Genomic DNA, 14,668 nt, shown 5'->3' with positions numbered 1-14,668 from the left:
CGGCAAGTCAGACTGCGAGGACAGGCGCTGTACGAATTGGCCTGCGCCAATCAATGCCTTCCAACAGCATCGATAACTGCGCAGGCGTCAGCGACACGCTGCCGCTGGTTGCTTGCGGCCAGACGAAGCGCCCTTGTTCCAACCGTTTGCAAAACAGACACAAGCCGTCGCCATCCCACCACAACAGCTTGATCCGGTCACCGCGCCGTCCGCGAAAGGCAAATATCTGACCGGAAAACGGGTCGGCTTCCAACTGTGTCTGCACCAGTGCCGCTAAACCATCGAAGCCACGGCGCATATCCGTGACGCCGGCGGCGATCCAGATACGGGTTCCAGCGGGCGGGGCAATCATCGCAGCAACTGCTGCAAGACGAATTGCAGCGTCTGCGGATCGGGTGCGCCCATGATACGCAACTTGGCTTTTCCGACCTCAACTGCGATCTCGGAATGACACTCCGCCTGTGGCTGGACGACGTGCGGCAGATCGATTGGCGCCTCCATCACCTGGACGGGCAGAAGCGTTGCGCTCTGGCTGACGGCGCCGAATACCCCTTCCTGATATTGATGCCGCCAGCGAAACACCAGGTTGGCATTGACGTCATGCTCACGAGCGATCAACGACACGGAGGCGCCAGGCTGGAGGGTCGCCTCGACGACTTGGCGTTTGAACGCCAGCGGGAAGTTGGGGCGGCGGCCGGTTCGACGGGCTAGGGCAACGGTATCCAAGATAGTGTCCACTAAAAAATGGTGTCCACTATCTTGGCTAATTTGGAGGGCTGTCAGGAGAGGGTGCTGGCCGGACGGTTACGAGAAATCAACAACGAGACAAAATAAAATAATGCACCGAAGACCATCAAGGAAAGGCCCACGCCCTGCCGAATACGATACCGCCGAATTGCTTGTTGAATGTTCACTCTTGCACTCACTCTTCGTTAACTGATTTCGTTGGAGCTTATCTGCGCCCCGCTAGCGACGTTGTTAGCGGAATCAAACGTTAACGGCCACCAATCGTTTTTCATGAGCGATCGAGATAGTGCTTGCAATGTAAATCGCATCATTTTCCGTGTTTATAGCCTTCCATACGATGCCCCAAAGAGCTGTATCGAAATAAATGACGCAGCGTGTTTCATGTTTCTTACTGCTGGGCCCTAGAGGTTAGTTGGATGCTGGTTCCATCTCCAAATGGGCTTCCCACATGCCAACCAAATTTTTCCGAATCTGCCCACTGCTCGTACTAATGACGGTCCATAGCGGCAGCTATGCTGCATCTGCTCAGGAACAGGATCAATTAAGTCTAATTTTGCAGCAACTCGACACCATCGAGCGCCTTGCGGCACGAACTGATACAGCCAATACGTCTAAATCAGTTGAGCGCTATCGCTTCGACTATTTCCACCTATCTCAGGACATCCAACGTATTCGCCAAGGTGTGCAGGGCTATCTCTCCCCCGCCCGCGCTCAACCTCGCGATCCTGGTGAGCTGATCGGTGACTACCGCCTCGAAGCTCCGCCCACGGAGTCATCGCCATGAGCATGACTGACGCCCAGATCGCAGCGTTCCAGAATGCCTCCGGTTTCTCGGCACAAAATAGTTCCACGCTGTGGCTGTCTCTGGTTCTCGTTCTGGCTTTGCTGTGGTGTGCCTGGGTGATGTGGACGGCTTACCGAAGTTGGGCCGCAGGCAGTGTGCGATTCGGTGCCTTCGGCGGCAGCGCCGCGCGCGTCTTGCTCGCCCTGCTCGTACTGATGTTCTTCACCCTGTCCTAATCCAGGAGATCGCCGCCATGCTCAAGTGCTTTGCCCCCCTGAAAAACAACCTGCGTGATCGTGCCAGTCAGCGCTTGATTGGACTGCTGCTGGTGCTCGGTCCAAGCCTGGCTTTTGCCGAGCTTCCCACCATGGAAGCCCCTTCACGTGGTGAAGGTTCTGGGTTGATCGAGACGATCAAAAACTACGCCTACGACGGCGGCATTCTCCTCGGCCTGCTGATCGCTCTGCTCGCTTTCCTCGGCGTAGCTTGGCACTCGCTGACCGTCTATGCCGACGTACAGAACCAGCGCAAGACCTGGAAGGACTTGGGTGCGGTGGTCGGCATTGGAGCGCTGCTGGTGGTGATCATCATCTGGTTCCTGACCAAGGCAGCCGCGATTCTGTGAGGTCGACATGAACGACACTATCGAACGCCTTGCCGACGGCACCTTGGTCTTTCTGCCTGAGCGACTCAATCGTGATCCCGCCGTGCTGCGCGGCTTGACCAATGATGAGATGTGGGTAGCGCTCGGTGTCGGCGCAGTCATTGGCCTGGTGCTGGGTGTTCCTCTGGCGATTGCCACTTCCTCCATTGCCGTGGCGCCGACCAGCATGATCGGAGGCATGGCGGTGGTGTTATTGGCCGGTGGGACGCTACTGCGTCGGGCTAAACGCGCCCGTCCCGAGACCTGGTTGTACCGCAAGCTCGAATGGATACTCGCCAGCCGTTGGGGCCTGGGTCGCGGGAGTTTGATCCGTCACTCCGGCGCCTGGACAGTTCGCCGTTCGCGTCGACTACGCCCTGCTCTATCTCGGTGGCAGTCATGAGCCGCTTTCGGAACAAGGTGGATGCCCAGCAGGCCCACATCTTCAGCCTGCGCCTGGCGGTAGTGATCCTCGCCCTGATCTGTGCCGGACTCTGGTATGGCTGGCGCTCGGCACCGACCGATCTGACCGTGCATGTACCCCCGGATCTGCGCTCGGGCAGCACGCGCAAGTGGTGGGATATCCCCTCAGAGAATGTCTATGCCTTTGCCCTGTACATCTTTGGTCAACTCAACCGCTGGCCTTCGGATGGCGAGCAGGATTATCGCCGCGCCATCTATGGCTTGCAGTCCTACCTGACACCCGCCTGCAAGGCCTTCCTCGACGGCGACTACGAGTACCGCAAGGCTGCCGGCGAATTGCGCCAGCGGGTGCGTGGCGTCTACGAAATCCTGGGCCGAGGCTACAGCGAGGATCCGGAACTCAGGGTCAAGCAACTCGACCGCGACAGCTGGCTGGTCAAGCTCGACCTCAACGCCGATGAGTATTACGCCGCCGAACCGGTGAAACGGGTGGTGGTGCGCTATCCATTGCGCGTGGTGCGTTTTGACCTAGATCCCGAACGCAACAAGTGGGGACTGGCGCTGGATTGTTATCAGGGCACACCGCAAAAAATTTCCCTGCCTGGAGGTGAGCCATGACGCGGATTTCTACCCTGGGGATCATCATCGCACTGATGCTATGGGGAGTTGCAGCGCAGGCCGTCGAGCTGATGCACTGGGAACGCCTTCCCCTTGCGGTCCCGCTGGTTATCAATCAGGAGCGAGTGGTCTTTGTCGATGAGGCTGTTCGAGTCGGTGTGCCCCCAACCCTGACGGGCAAGCTGCGCGTGCAATCAACCGGCGGCACGCTGTACCTGCGAGCGTCGGAAGCCATTGCTCCGACCCGCCTGCAACTGCAATCGGTCTCGACGGGAGAGATTATCCTCCTGGATATCGCGGCCACTCCTGGTGATCAACCGTTGGAGCCCGTGCGTATTCTCAAGAATGTTCCGGTGCAAGCTACCGAGGCTGAATCGAGCACCGTACCTGTTCCAGAACGTACACCGATCCCGGTCGCTTTGACGCGCTATGCCGCACAGAGCGTGTACGCGCCGCTGCGCACCGTAGAATCCCTACCCGGCGTACGCCGCGTACCTCTCAAGCTGCGCACCGAACTGCCGACCCTTCTGCCGACTGAAAACGTGTCCAGCACGCCCATCGCCGCCTGGCGACTCGGTGATTACTGGGTGACGGCGGTGAAGTTACGCAACCGTGGTGTAGCGACGGTGCAACTCGATCCGCGTCAGCTTCAGGCCAAGTTGTTCGCCGCGTCCTTCCAGCATGCTTTCCTCGGGCCTGTCGGCAGCCCTGAAGACACCACGATTGCCTACCTCGTCACCCTCGGTGCCGGCCTCGAACGCGCCGTGCTGCTTCCGCCCATTGCGCGAGGTGCTGACGATGAAAGCTAACGCCTTGCTCAAATGGCTGGTACCGGCTGTGCTGTTAGGCGTGGTGTTCATCATCCTGAAAACTTGGGTCGCGGGTGGTACCTCGCCTTCGTCAGAAAGTCCGGCTGCTCAGGACAACCTCCAGTTATCCGCCGAGCAGGCCAAGTCGCTCGGCATTGCGGGTGATACCCCACGCGACACGGTTGCCACCTTGGTCGGCCAGGTGAAGGCCATGCGCAGCGACATGCTCGGCCTGAAAAAACACAACGATTCGCTGCAGACGGAGAACAACCGCCTTCGTGAGCGGGAAAATAGTGTCGATTCGCGCATCCAGACCGCGCTTGGCAGCGTAACCCAACAGGTCGACGAAGGACGCCGACAAGCCAACGAGGCCCGACTCAAAGCAGAACAAGACAGTCATCAGGCTCGCGGTCTGTTGACGCAATTGCAGGAACAGTTGTCGGGGCTGACCGGCAAAGGCAAGGACATGCCGATCGGATTGGGGCTTGAGCCGGGCGATGGGGCTCAGTTCGAAGGGAGTCGTCCTGCTACTAATGCGCTGCAGTGGATTGAGCCCTCGGATGCTCCGCCCACCGACGCCCAGGGCAAAGCCAAGACCGCCTCCGCCCTGAGTCTGCCTACTGCGTTCAACTCACTGGAGGGTTTGAAGGACAATGCCATCGACCGCAGCCAGAAGCAGTTACGTGAGGTCACCAAGGGTGAACGTGATCTGACACGCTCCGCTGATCGTACCGAAGGCGCAAAGCCGGTCTACACCATTCCCGAAAATGCAACATTGATGGGTTCGGTCGCCATGACCGCGTTGATCGGCCGAGTCCCTGTCAACGGCACCGTGAATGATCCCTATCCCTTCAAGGTGCTGGTCGGTCCCGAGAACCTGACGGCCAACGGCATCGACCTGCCGGACGTCGCGGGGGCCGTGATGAGCGGCACGGCGTCCGGTGACTGGACCCTGTCCTGCGTACGCGGACAAGTCGAGTCAATCACCTTTGTGTTTACCGACGGCACCATCCGCACGGTGCCTCAGCCGAAGGCGGTGACCACCCGCAATGCCTCCACTACCCAGAGTTCGAACTCCGACAAGATCCGCGGTGGACTCGGTTACCTGTCCGATCCGTATGGCATTCCTTGCATTGCCGGCGAGCGCCGCTCGAACGCTCAGCAATACCTCGGCAGCCAGAGCTTGATCACTGCCGCCGGCGCCGGTGTCGCTGCCTTGCTCGGGGATGAGCAGAACAACAGCAGCGTGATCAGTTCGGGCGGCAGTGCCTTCGGGGTCACTAACAGCACGGGTAACAGCGCGCTGAATTCAATTCTCAGCGGTGGGGTCAGCGACATCCGCGAGTGGGTCAACAAACTGTATGGCGAAGCCTTTGCTGCCGTGTACGTGCCACCGGCCGCACAGGTCGCCCTGCACCTCGACCATGAGATCACCATCGACTACGAGCCCAAGGGCCGGAGCGTTCGCCATGAAAAAGACCAAGCTTCTCTGCCTGACCTGGATTAGTTTGCTCTGCTGGGTCCTGGCGGGGTGCTCCACCGACAAGGAGACGCTGCTGCCCCATGGCGAGCAAACCATGCTGGACATCTGGAACGGTTCCGGTTCGCAAGGTACTCAGCAGCAACTGCTAGAGGCTCGGCAGCAGTTACGCCGCCCGCTGGACCAGGCAGATGTCTCCGCGTATCTCCAGGAACCGTACACGCGCACCGCGTCGAACGAGATCCGCAACCTGTTCCCGCGCCTGCCCAATCCCGACCTGGTGCTGTACGTGTATCCGCATTTGAGTGGTACCGAGCAGGCACCGGTTCCGGGTTACTCGACCGTCTTTCCGTTCTACCAACGGGTGCAGTACGCATTACCGGGTGAACGTCAGGAAGACTTGTAGTGCGTAGCGGCGACTCGGGCAGCCGCACTTCCGCGTGGAAAGCCTGGCGCCACCCACTGCGCCCTCGTGCCACCTTGGCCGATGAAGCTGCACTGTATGCACACAGCCCCAGCTTCACCGATCATCTGCCTTGGGTCGAATACCTCGACACCGAGCAGTGTTTTCTGCTCGATGACAATCACTCGGTGGGTGCGGTGTTCGAGTTACTGCCCATCGGCACCGAAGGGCGCGAACCCGATTGGTTGATGGCCGCCCGCGATGCCCTTGAGGACGCCCTACAGGATAGCTTTGACGAGCTGGATCAAGCGCCTTGGGTGGCGCAATTTTTCTGCCAGGACGACAACGACTTCATCCCCTACCTGACGCGTCTCACCGATTATATTCAGGACAGCGCCCGAGGCACGATCTTCACCGAGGCATACTTGGAACTCACTCGCCGTCATCTGCGGGTCATCGCCAAGCCCGGCGGGCTGTTCGAGGATAAGGTGGTGACACGCCTACCCTGGCGTGGCAATAACCGCCGGGTGCGCCTGGTGGTCTATCGCTGGCTTGAGTCTGGCGCCGAGGAGACGGGACTCACCCCTGTGCAATTCCTGCAACAGGCTTGCGAACGTATTGCGGCTTCGTTGCAGGCGTGCGGCGTGCAATCGGCACGCGTTGATGGCCGCGGTTTGTATGCCTGGTTATTGCCCTGGTTCAATCCGGCGCCCAGGCTCACCGATGAAGCGCCCGAGGACTTTTACAAACGTGTTGCCTATCCTGAGCCTGCTGATGGTGAGTCGCTGGAATTGCCCTTCGATCACGACTTCGCCGAACGGTTGTTCTTCAACGAACCGTGTTCGGATGTGCAACGGGGACTCTGGTACTTCGATGGGCAACCCCATCGGGTCATGGTGGTGGACAAACTGCGACGGGCACCGTCGATTGGTCAACTCACCGGAGAAACCCGTAAGGGTGATGCAATCAATGCCCTGTTCGACCAGTTACCCGAAGGCACGGCGATGAGTCTGACCTTGGTGGTCAAGCCGCAGGATGTGCTCGAAGATCAGTTAAACCGATTGGCGCGCAAAGCCATCGGTGAAAACCTGGCCTCGACCCAGACCCGCCAGGATGTCGAAGAGGCTCGCGCGATCATTGGTCGTCAGCACAAACTGTACCGCGGCACCCTGGCGTTCTACGTGCGCGGTTTCGATGAACAGCAACTGCACCAGCGCTCGGTCAGCCTGGCCAATGCGCTGTTGGGCGCGGGGCTGCAACCGGTACGTGAAGGCGATGAAGTTGCCGCCTGCAACAGCTACCTGCGTTGGTTGCCGATGGCCTATAATCCGGCCCGCGACACACGCAACTGGTACACCCACCTGATGTTCGCCCAGCACCTGGCGAACCTCGTCCCGGTGTGGGGCCGAAGCACCGGCACCGGCCACCCTGGCATCACCCTGTTCAACCGCGGCGGCTCGCCATTGAACTTCGATCCATTGTCACGCCTGGACCGGGCCATGAACGGTCATCTGCTCTTGTTCGGTCCGACCGGTGCTGGCAAGTCGGCCACCCTGGTCACCCTGCTGATGCAGGTCATGGCGGTGTACCGTCCTCGCCTGTTTATCATTGAGGCCGGCAACTCATTCGGCTTGCAGGGTGACTACTTAGCGACACAGGGCCTGTCGGTTAACAAGGTCCAATTGAGACCTGGCGCTTCGGTCAGTCTCGCCCCGTTCGCCGATGCTTGGCGTCTGGTCGAGCAACCGGATCAGGTGGCGAATCTGTCGATCGATGAACTGGACAATGAAACAGTAGACAGTCGCGAAGACCAGCGTGATGTGCTCGGTGAATTGGAGATCACCGCCCGGCTGATGATCACTGGCGGCGAGGCCAAGGAAGAAGCTCGTCTTAGCCGGGCCGATCGCAGCCTGATCCGTGAGTGCATTTTGGATGCGGCGCAGGCTTGTGTCGCGGCGGGTCGCCAGGTACTGACCTGCGACGTGCGTGACGCCTTGCTGCGCACCGCCGCCGACTTGCACTTACCGGAGAAGCGTCGTGAACGGGCCCAGGAAATGGGCGAATCCATTGATCTGTTTTGCCAGGGATTCGAGGGCGAACTGTTCGATCGCGAGGGCACGCCTTGGCCCGAAAGCGATGTGACCGTTGTCGATCTAGCCACTTACGCTCGCGAAGGCTACGAAGCCCAGATGTCCATCAGCTACATCAGCCTGATGAACGCCGTGAACAACCTTGCCGAGCGCGACCAGTACTTGGGCCGACCAATCATCATGGTCACCGACGAAGGCCATATCATCACCAAGAACCCGCTACTGGCGCCATTTGTGGTCAAGGGGACGAAGATGTGGCGCAAGCTCGGGGCCTGGTTCTGGCTGGCGACGCAAAACCTCGCCGACTTCCCCACTGTCGCGCAGACCATGCTCAACATGATCGAATGGTGGATTTGTTTGAACATGCCACCTGCGGAGATTGAAGAAATCGCCCGCTTCAAGAAGCTCACGCCTGCACAGAAAGCTTTGTTGCTCTCCGCCAGTAAGGAGCCTGGGAAATACACTGAGGGGGTCGTACTGTCGAAAAAACTCGAAACGCTGTTTCGAGCCGTACCACCCAGCCTCTATCTCGCCTTATCCATGACGGAGCCGGAGGAAAAAGCCGAGCGCTGGAGGTTGATGCAGGAGAATGGTTGCTCGGAGTTGGAAGCGGCTTTCAAGGTAGCTGAGCGTATTGACCAGGCCCGAGGAATAGGGACATTAGGATAGATTTGAAGACCAGATAGCGTTACGTCTGCGCAGGGCTGGAGTGCGGTTTTGTGGTAGATATCCAAGAACTATCTGAGTAGATTACTCGTCGACACTCAGCCAAGCGGAAGGAGTCACACATGAATAAAAACGATCTAATCGAGGCCATAGCGAGCTCCGCCGACCTCTCGAAGTCCACTGCCGGACGCGCACTGGATGCCCTCACAACCATCATATCCACTGCGTTGAAAGGCGGTGAGAACGTCACCTTGGTTGGTTTTGGCACCTTTGCGGTCAAAGCGCGTGCAGCGCGCGACGGACGTAACCCTCAAACGGGCGCCACCATCAAGATTGCAGCCTCGAAGACGCCTAGCTTCAAAGCCGGTAAATCGCTGAAAGACGCGGTTAACTAGACGCTGGTGGCGATTACCCAATACCAACTCTGCGGGAGCGCTGGTATTGGGCTTCGGCAGCCGAAACGCTGGCTGAACTCTGGGAGCCTTCAAACTATGTGTTTGAACGCGTCTTTAGCGACGTTTCTTTCAGCTTTGATTTGGGCTGGGTGGCACACTGCTTAGCCGCTGCTGAATCCTCAACAAAAAACCAGCTTCAAAAGCATCCTGGCAATCACCGACAGGAAAGGTTTTGCGCGTTTGCGCCAATTCCCACCACAGTGGAATCTCGCCGGACGTATCAAGCCAAGCCTGGGCGCATTGCACGCCACGTTCGATCATTGGGGCAAATTCGTTGCCCCAAGGTGTCAGAAGACTCGAGCAACCATCCGCTGCAGGAATTGAAACGTAGTTTTCGTCCATACACACCCTAGATTTCTGATTTATTGTTAGACGCGCAGTCCAGCCCCGAAATCTTAACGACACCAGAACGCTCGATAACAGGCAAGGGCATCAAATAGCCTAGATCAATGCCAATGTAGACTATATCCCGTGGATTGAGAGTCCCTCAAGGCGCAATTTGCGCGCATGACTCAAGACTTCGAACAGCTCCGTCTGCAGTTGGCGGAAAACATCCGCTGGATGCGACGCGTGAAAAACCTTACTCAAGAGCAACTGGCGCTCATGGCCGAGCTGGATCGTACCTACGTCAGTCAAATCGAACGATGCACGGGCAATCCGTCGCTGCTGGTCCTATGCAAACTCGCCAATATTTTCGAAGTTACCGCAGATCAGCTACTTGTAGAACCCGATATCCTGCGCAGCACCCTTCACGTCAAATAATAGTCTCACGTCTCACAAATCCGACAGATCCGCCTTCATAATTCCCACTGACATTCTTCAGTCCCTAACCGAACCTGCCCAGGCCATACACCGAGAGCCTGGATCATGCCCGTTGCCTGCTCGTCCATCCCGCCCACAAAGCTACGGCCATTGGCGCTGAGCGTCCTGCTGGCGTGCGGCCCAAGCATGGCGCTGGACACCGGCAGCATTACGTCCTCTGCACTTTCGCCAAGCTGTCTCGAATACAGGGTCGTCGGTATTTGTTTCTGGCTCCTGTGCACACCCTTCGGCTGCACAGTCAAAACCTCGACCAAGGTGCGTCATTTCATTCCTGAGCTGGTGGTTTCGAGCTACGCCACCACCGGTGCCAATCCTTGGACCGAGATGGCCGCGCTCTCCTCTCCCATCAGAGGTGCGGAAGGTGGTGGTAACCTGATCACGCCGAACACGCAACGCGATAACCTGCCTCGTTTCAAAAACGTTGATGGCATCGGCCATCCCGGTGGCTGGGCCGCCACACAACTTGCCTCGCAATCCGGCTATGCCTGCGCCAGCGGTGCCACTGCGTTCATGCCCTACTACCTGAGCATTTTGGACTCACTGGCCTGGCGTCATGGCATCCCTGAAAGCCTTTACCCCGAGTCGCTGATACCGGGGGTCCGGGAAATCGGTCATCAGATCGCGGGAAACATGTGGGGCAACGTCTATCCCCGGCAAGGATTTTTGGTGCAACCCGACGATTTCAAAGCCGCTGCGGTGATGGCGCAGCGGGCGGGTGATGTCATTACCCGCAACTGGCAACCGCACGTGTATTTCCCGCTCATACCCATACCACGCGATGGGTATTGGCCGCCTGGCCCAATCGTTGAAAACGACGCTTCCACCCACAAATGGCAATTGCTCTCCCCCATGGTTCAACCCACATGTGCCATCTTCCCCAGCGATCCGGTGCAGAGCGCGGATGGCGGCTACGCCTGGTCGCTGTGGCGTCCCTATAGCTGCTGCAAGCGTGAGGGACAGACCTTCCTGTTCAGCATCGACTTCGAAGGTGGTACGTCATGAGTCGACTTCTCGCAGGATCATGGTTGGGCCCGATGAGTTTGTTGCTCTGCGGGCTGCTCGCCGTGGCCACGCATGCCCATGCCGCCGAGGACGATTACCGTCTAGGCACTCAAGGCGAAGTGCTCGACGACCGGGTGATGTACACCCTTGGTGGCGGCTCGGCAGCGGGCTCACCAAGTTCGCTCTATCGCCCCAACGGGCTCGGTGTCGGCGCTTCATGGCGAGCAAACATGATGTGCGGAAACATGAGCCTGACCAATACTCTGCAAAACCAACTGAACGGCGTCACCGAAGGCTTCCAGCAGATCATGGGCAGCATTGTGCAGAACGCGACCCAGGCGGTGATGTCGCTGCCAGCGTTGATCATCCAGCGCGCCAATCCCGGCCTCTATGAGTTGTTGAGCAACGGGGTGATGCAGGGCCGCATCGACTTCGATCGCTCCAAGCTGACCTGCCAGGCCATGGCCGAGAAGATGGCGGACAAGGTCGGTCAAGCCGGCTGGGGCGCGTTGGCCAAGAACCAGGAGATGCAGGGCAACCTCGAACAAACCGGCGGTGATGCGGTGGCCGCAGTGAAAAACACCGAGGCCCGTAACGGTAACAGTGGGGTGTCTTGGGTCGGCGGGCAAAAAGCTGGAGGTAGCGGACAAACACCCATCCGAGCAACCTCCGATGTGGTGCGGGCGGGCTACAACCTTCTGCATGACCGGTCGGTGGATGACAGCGCCTCGATCAGTAGCAGTGATTGCCTGGGCGGCGCTATTTGCCAGGCATGGACCTCACCCCAAGAGGAATCCGAATGGGCTGTTCGAGTGTTGGGCGAGACCGAAGTCGCGACCTGCGACACCTGCGAAACTCTGCGGGCTACCGCTGGCAGCGGACTGACGCCACTGATACAGGAGGCCTACAGTGAACACCTCAAAACCCTGCAAGGATTACTGTCCGGATCTCTGCCGCCGAACCCTGACAATCTGAGCAAAGCCTCCAGCCCGATGCTGCCGGTGACTCGGAGTGTGATCGAAGCCCTGCGCGACGATCCTGATCAGGAAATCCTGGCGCGGCGCCTCGCCAGTGAAACGGCCTTGTCCAGCGTACTCGACAAGGCGCTCCTACTACTGCGTACGCTACTGGCGGGAAGCCACGAACCGAATATCGCGTCCGCGGAGCCGGCCCAGACGGCCTTGACGAAAAACATCGACACCCTTGAGCGCGAAATACGTCTGCTACAGACCGAGCTGCAGGTACGGCAAATGCTCGCCACCAACACCGCCAGCCTGGTGCTCGATCGACATGCAGGGGGTGCCGATGCTTCGCGGACCGTCGAGCAAGGCGACCCCGAACCTGGGCGACTCAATGACGCTGACGTCAGGCGCAAATAAGCCATGAAGCGCTCACCGCTATTCACTTTGCTTTCAAGTCTAGTGACTGACGCTGGGATGATCCTGACCGCCGCACTGGTCGCATGGATCGGCCGCACTGCGCTGGGTAGTTTCGAGGTCTGGCAGCAGGCATTCGAATCCGTACGACCTTATCTGCGGTGGTGGCGTGCCCTGCTCTACGGCGCCATCTTCGCGCTCTGGTGGGATCTGCTTCGGCGCTACCGACATCGACCACAGGATCGACTGCGCGTAAAGCGCATCGGGGTAATAGGGCTTGTGCTCTTGACCGTCGTCGAGCTCATCCGATTATGAGGTCGCCATCATGCTCATGAGCACCAACAGCTACCTGGAGTTTTACCTCTCGCTGCTGGCCTGGATCATCAACAACGGTATCTGGAGCGTCCTGTCCGACACCGGACTGTTCGCCGCCCCCTTCGGCGCGATCATCCTGCAAGAATGGTTGTCGGCCCGTCAGCAAGGCGCGGATGAAGGCAACAAGGGATTGCTCTCGGTGCCTCGAATCGAGAACCGGCTGTGGTTGGCCTACATCATCGTATTGTTCGGCTGCGCGCCGGTCTTTCCACTAAACCTCGCTTCAATGGCATTCGATGATGCAGCGAGCCAACGATGCGGTGTCAGTGTGGCCAAGCCAACGGAAACCCCCTGGGGCACCACTTTCGACACCATCGGAGAGCGCTCCGCCAACGTGCCGGTCTGGTGGTTTCTGGTTCACGCCTTGAGCAAAGGAGTGACCGCGGCGGCCACCGCCTCTATTCCCTGCGCACCGGATATCCGGCAGATGCGCATGGAGATCGACAGTTCCCGCATCGACAGTCAGGTCCTGCTGCAGGAAGTCGCCGACTTCACTCGTGACTGCTACGGCTATTCCCGTTCTCGACTATTCACCAATCGCCCGCAGTTGGATAAAGCGCAAAGTCATGATGCGTCCTGGATTGGCTCAAGCTATTTTCTCGACACGCCGGGCTACTACGATACCGATCGCTCACGCACACCGCGAGTCAGTTGGCCCTACGACGAAACCCGCGATGTTTCCTTGCCACGGCTGGAGAATGGCGCTGGCTATCCCACCTGCAAACAGTGGTGGAGTGACAACGGTGTCGGGTTGCGCGAGCGCTTGATCGAGCAAGTCGATCCTTCGCTGCTGACTCAGCTAAAAGGTTGGTTGACTGGCCGTTCGAGTAACGAGATTGAGGATGCCACCCTGCGCGAGCTGGTCAGCCCGCGCCAGCAATCAATGTCCATGTCACCCGGACAGGTGTACCAGGACTACGGCTCCAGTGCTCGCGGTGGGTCGATCAATCAGGGGCTCAATAACCTGGCCACCAACACCGGGCTGGCCCTTGGCTCGTTCAGCAACTTCCCGGCAATGAATGCATTACGCGCCGCCCTGCCCATGGTGCAAGCGTTCCTGATCATGGGCGTCATCATCAGCTTGCCACTGATCCTACTCGTCAGTACCTACCAGCTAAAAACCGTCATGACGGTCACGTTCGCGCTGTTCACGCTGCACATGCTGACCTTCTGGTGGGAGTTGGCCCGCTGGGTCGACTCCAGCATGCTCGACACTTTGTACAACCAAGTGTCGGCCTCCAATCAGGTGCTCTTGTCGCTACCCACATCTGGCCTCATGGATGGGACCGTCACGGCACAGGTGATTGAGTATGTGATGGGGACAATGTTCGTCGTCCTTCCGATGTTGTTTTTGGCTGCAATGAGCTGGGCAGGATATAGCGTTGGCTCAATCGCCGACGGCATGCTTAGCAAAGGAGCAGCTCAAGCGCAGGACGCTGGTGCACGGGGCACTGGAGCTCTGATGTCTGCTGGAAAGGCCTTAAAGTAGGGAGTGAAGAGCTCGACTATAGGTCTTTTAAATCAGGCTGACCGGGTGCGCGACCATACTCATACTCACCATATGGATCGCCATATGCTTTGTAACGGAGAGCATCCTTAGGTTTGATAGGTGTTCCATTCGCGATGGCCCAACACAAGGCGATAAGGATTATCACCGACACTGTGAGCCATAAGCTAACTAGAAGCAGTCCTGCAGCAACTGCCAACTTGAAGATTAAAAAACTCCCGCGAACAAGCAGCTTGCCTGCGGGCATACCTGCCGTCACCGCACGCTCAGCCGTGCGGGATTCAAAAGCTTTCAACTTGCGATACCCGCGTTTTATCGACATTCCACAGGTATATGCCCAGTGGTGGACGCGGGAAACCTCAACACGGTTTTGAGTCGGCATGGTCTCGCCCTCTTCTGAGCGTTTTCATGGTTGAGAAAGGAGTAATAGCCTACTACCGAAAACCGTCCGTGCCTGACCGTTTATCA

At 58.6% G+C, this 14,668-nt stretch carries 19 protein-coding genes; 15 read left to right on the top strand and 4 right to left on the bottom strand.

Annotation, left to right across the window (positions count from 1 at the left end; genetic code table 11):
* Positions 1-7: 7 nt before the first annotated feature.
* Together tnpB and tnpA are read right to left on the bottom strand one after the other, a co-directional pair.
* Complete coding sequence (gene tnpB / locus PverR02_RS11305; protein ID WP_034138746.1) at positions 8-352, bottom strand: IS66 family insertion sequence element accessory protein TnpB; 345 nt, start codon at positions 350-352, stop codon at positions 8-10.
* Positions 349-726 (bottom strand): IS66-like element accessory protein TnpA, encoded by a 378-nt coding sequence (gene tnpA / locus PverR02_RS33095; RefSeq protein ID WP_158636783.1) that lies wholly within the window; start codon positions 724-726, stop codon positions 349-351. The genes tnpB and tnpA overlap by 4 nt, the downstream gene beginning before the upstream one ends.
* A gap of 469 nt (positions 727-1,195) precedes the next feature.
* Here tnpA and PverR02_RS11295 point away from each other — a divergent pair, with 469 nt between their 5' ends.
* The 10 genes from PverR02_RS11295 (at position 1,196) to PverR02_RS11250 (ending at position 9,058) form a co-directional block, all read left to right on the top strand.
* Positions 1,196-1,531 (top strand): integrative conjugative element protein, RAQPRD family, encoded by a 336-nt coding sequence (locus PverR02_RS11295; RefSeq protein WP_079443348.1) that lies wholly within the window; start codon positions 1,196-1,198, stop codon positions 1,529-1,531.
* Positions 1,528-1,767, top strand: coding sequence for a TIGR03758 family integrating conjugative element protein (locus PverR02_RS11290; RefSeq protein WP_079443347.1), 240 nt, complete (start codon positions 1,528-1,530; stop codon positions 1,765-1,767). Before PverR02_RS11295 ends, PverR02_RS11290 begins: the two co-directional genes overlap by 4 nt.
* A gap of 17 nt (positions 1,768-1,784) precedes the next feature.
* Positions 1,785-2,156: a TIGR03745 family integrating conjugative element membrane protein gene (locus PverR02_RS11285; RefSeq protein ID WP_046509162.1), complete on the top strand. Its 372-nt coding sequence runs from the start codon at positions 1,785-1,787 to the stop codon at positions 2,154-2,156.
* A 7-nt stretch (positions 2,157-2,163) separates the two neighbouring features.
* Positions 2,164-2,577 carry a TIGR03750 family conjugal transfer protein gene (locus PverR02_RS11280; protein ID WP_079443346.1) on the top strand — a complete coding sequence of 138 codons (414 nt, stop codon included), beginning with the start codon at positions 2,164-2,166 and terminating at the stop codon, positions 2,575-2,577.
* The gene (locus PverR02_RS11275) at positions 2,574-3,215 is read left to right on the top strand and encodes a PFL_4703 family integrating conjugative element protein (protein WP_079443345.1); all 642 of its coding nucleotides are present in this window, start codon (positions 2,574-2,576) and stop codon (positions 3,213-3,215) included. The genes PverR02_RS11280 and PverR02_RS11275 overlap by 4 nt, the downstream gene beginning before the upstream one ends.
* The gene (locus tag PverR02_RS11270; RefSeq protein WP_079443344.1) at positions 3,212-4,024 is read left to right on the top strand and encodes a TIGR03749 family integrating conjugative element protein; all 813 of its coding nucleotides are present in this window, start codon (positions 3,212-3,214) and stop codon (positions 4,022-4,024) included. The genes PverR02_RS11275 and PverR02_RS11270 overlap by 4 nt, the downstream gene beginning before the upstream one ends.
* Positions 4,014-5,531: a TIGR03752 family integrating conjugative element protein gene (locus PverR02_RS11265; RefSeq protein ID WP_079443343.1), complete on the top strand. Its 1,518-nt coding sequence runs from the start codon at positions 4,014-4,016 to the stop codon at positions 5,529-5,531. The genes PverR02_RS11270 and PverR02_RS11265 overlap by 11 nt, the downstream gene beginning before the upstream one ends.
* Positions 5,494-5,910: a TIGR03751 family conjugal transfer lipoprotein gene (locus tag PverR02_RS11260; RefSeq protein WP_079443342.1), complete on the top strand. Its 417-nt coding sequence runs from the start codon at positions 5,494-5,496 to the stop codon at positions 5,908-5,910. The genes PverR02_RS11265 and PverR02_RS11260 overlap by 38 nt, the downstream gene beginning before the upstream one ends.
* Positions 5,910-8,666, top strand: a complete 2,757-nt coding sequence (locus PverR02_RS11255) for a conjugative transfer ATPase (RefSeq protein WP_079443341.1) — start codon at positions 5,910-5,912, stop codon at positions 8,664-8,666. Before PverR02_RS11260 ends, PverR02_RS11255 begins: the two co-directional genes overlap by 1 nt.
* Positions 8,667-8,785: 119 nt before the next feature.
* Positions 8,786-9,058 carry an HU family DNA-binding protein gene (locus PverR02_RS11250; protein ID WP_079443340.1) on the top strand — a complete coding sequence of 91 codons (273 nt, stop codon included), beginning with the start codon at positions 8,786-8,788 and terminating at the stop codon, positions 9,056-9,058.
* A 129-nt stretch (positions 9,059-9,187) separates the two neighbouring features.
* Here PverR02_RS11250 and PverR02_RS11245 read toward each other — a convergent pair whose 3' ends face one another.
* Positions 9,188-9,460 carry a LasR-specific antiactivator QslA gene (locus PverR02_RS11245; RefSeq protein WP_079443339.1) on the bottom strand — a complete coding sequence of 91 codons (273 nt, stop codon included), beginning with the start codon at positions 9,458-9,460 and terminating at the stop codon, positions 9,188-9,190.
* Between the two features lie 165 nt (positions 9,461-9,625).
* Between PverR02_RS11245 and PverR02_RS11240 the strand changes: the two genes are divergently transcribed.
* From PverR02_RS11240 to PverR02_RS11220, 5 genes are all read left to right on the top strand, one after another.
* The gene (locus PverR02_RS11240) at positions 9,626-9,880 is read left to right on the top strand and encodes a helix-turn-helix domain-containing protein (protein ID WP_079443338.1); all 255 of its coding nucleotides are present in this window, start codon (positions 9,626-9,628) and stop codon (positions 9,878-9,880) included.
* A gap of 105 nt (positions 9,881-9,985) precedes the next feature.
* Positions 9,986-10,942 (top strand): TIGR03756 family integrating conjugative element protein, encoded by a 957-nt coding sequence (locus PverR02_RS11235; protein ID WP_079443337.1) that lies wholly within the window; start codon positions 9,986-9,988, stop codon positions 10,940-10,942.
* Entirely contained in the window at positions 10,939-12,321 is a 1,383-nt protein-coding gene (locus PverR02_RS11230; RefSeq protein ID WP_079443336.1) for an integrating conjugative element protein, read from the top strand. Before PverR02_RS11235 ends, PverR02_RS11230 begins: the two co-directional genes overlap by 4 nt.
* 3 nt (positions 12,322-12,324) lie before the next feature.
* Entirely contained in the window at positions 12,325-12,633 is a 309-nt protein-coding gene (locus tag PverR02_RS11225; RefSeq protein ID WP_079443335.1) for a hypothetical protein, read from the top strand.
* A 10-nt stretch (positions 12,634-12,643) separates the two neighbouring features.
* Positions 12,644-14,182: a conjugal transfer protein TraG N-terminal domain-containing protein gene (locus PverR02_RS11220; protein ID WP_079443334.1), complete on the top strand. Its 1,539-nt coding sequence runs from the start codon at positions 12,644-12,646 to the stop codon at positions 14,180-14,182.
* Positions 14,183-14,198: 16 nt separating this feature from the next.
* Here PverR02_RS11220 and PverR02_RS11215 read toward each other — a convergent pair whose 3' ends face one another.
* Positions 14,199-14,582, bottom strand: a complete 384-nt coding sequence (locus tag PverR02_RS11215) for a DUF3742 family protein (protein WP_054070013.1) — start codon at positions 14,580-14,582, stop codon at positions 14,199-14,201.
* Between the last annotated feature and the right edge of the window lie 86 nt (positions 14,583-14,668).

The organism is Pseudomonas veronii (assembly GCF_002028325.1).
In the GTDB taxonomy this organism is placed as follows: domain Bacteria; phylum Pseudomonadota; class Gammaproteobacteria; order Pseudomonadales; family Pseudomonadaceae; genus Aquipseudomonas; species Aquipseudomonas veronii.
This window is presented reverse-complemented; position numbering and strand designations above follow the sequence as displayed.

What these genes read in the sequence shown, in the direction of transcription:
- tnpB (WP_034138746.1), bottom strand. Translation starts at nt 352, where the DNA reads ATGATTGCCCCGCCCGCTGGAACCCGTATCTGGATCGCCGCCGGCGTC.
- PverR02_RS11295 (WP_079443348.1), top strand. Translation starts at nt 1,196, where the DNA reads ATGCCAACCAAATTTTTCCGAATCTGCCCACTGCTCGTACTAATGACG.
- PverR02_RS11290 (WP_079443347.1), top strand. Translation starts at nt 1,528, where the DNA reads ATGAGCATGACTGACGCCCAGATCGCAGCGTTCCAGAATGCCTCCGGT.
- PverR02_RS11285 (WP_046509162.1), top strand. Translation starts at nt 1,785, where the DNA reads ATGCTCAAGTGCTTTGCCCCCCTGAAAAACAACCTGCGTGATCGTGCC.
- PverR02_RS11280 (WP_079443346.1), top strand. Translation starts at nt 2,164, where the DNA reads ATGAACGACACTATCGAACGCCTTGCCGACGGCACCTTGGTCTTTCTG.
- PverR02_RS11275 (WP_079443345.1), top strand. Translation starts at nt 2,574, where the DNA reads ATGAGCCGCTTTCGGAACAAGGTGGATGCCCAGCAGGCCCACATCTTC.
- PverR02_RS11270 (WP_079443344.1), top strand. Translation starts at nt 3,212, where the DNA reads ATGACGCGGATTTCTACCCTGGGGATCATCATCGCACTGATGCTATGG.
- PverR02_RS11265 (WP_079443343.1), top strand. Translation starts at nt 4,014, where the DNA reads ATGAAAGCTAACGCCTTGCTCAAATGGCTGGTACCGGCTGTGCTGTTA.
- PverR02_RS11260 (WP_079443342.1), top strand. Translation starts at nt 5,494, where the DNA reads ATGAAAAAGACCAAGCTTCTCTGCCTGACCTGGATTAGTTTGCTCTGC.
- PverR02_RS11250 (WP_079443340.1), top strand. Translation starts at nt 8,786, where the DNA reads ATGAATAAAAACGATCTAATCGAGGCCATAGCGAGCTCCGCCGACCTC.
- PverR02_RS11245 (WP_079443339.1), bottom strand. Translation starts at nt 9,460, where the DNA reads ATGGACGAAAACTACGTTTCAATTCCTGCAGCGGATGGTTGCTCGAGT.
- PverR02_RS11240 (WP_079443338.1), top strand. Translation starts at nt 9,626, where the DNA reads ATGACTCAAGACTTCGAACAGCTCCGTCTGCAGTTGGCGGAAAACATC.
- PverR02_RS11235 (WP_079443337.1), top strand. Translation starts at nt 9,986, where the DNA reads ATGCCCGTTGCCTGCTCGTCCATCCCGCCCACAAAGCTACGGCCATTG.
- PverR02_RS11230 (WP_079443336.1), top strand. Translation starts at nt 10,939, where the DNA reads ATGAGTCGACTTCTCGCAGGATCATGGTTGGGCCCGATGAGTTTGTTG.
- PverR02_RS11225 (WP_079443335.1), top strand. Translation starts at nt 12,325, where the DNA reads ATGAAGCGCTCACCGCTATTCACTTTGCTTTCAAGTCTAGTGACTGAC.
- PverR02_RS11220 (WP_079443334.1), top strand. Translation starts at nt 12,644, where the DNA reads ATGCTCATGAGCACCAACAGCTACCTGGAGTTTTACCTCTCGCTGCTG.
- PverR02_RS11215 (WP_054070013.1), bottom strand. Translation starts at nt 14,582, where the DNA reads ATGCCGACTCAAAACCGTGTTGAGGTTTCCCGCGTCCACCACTGGGCA.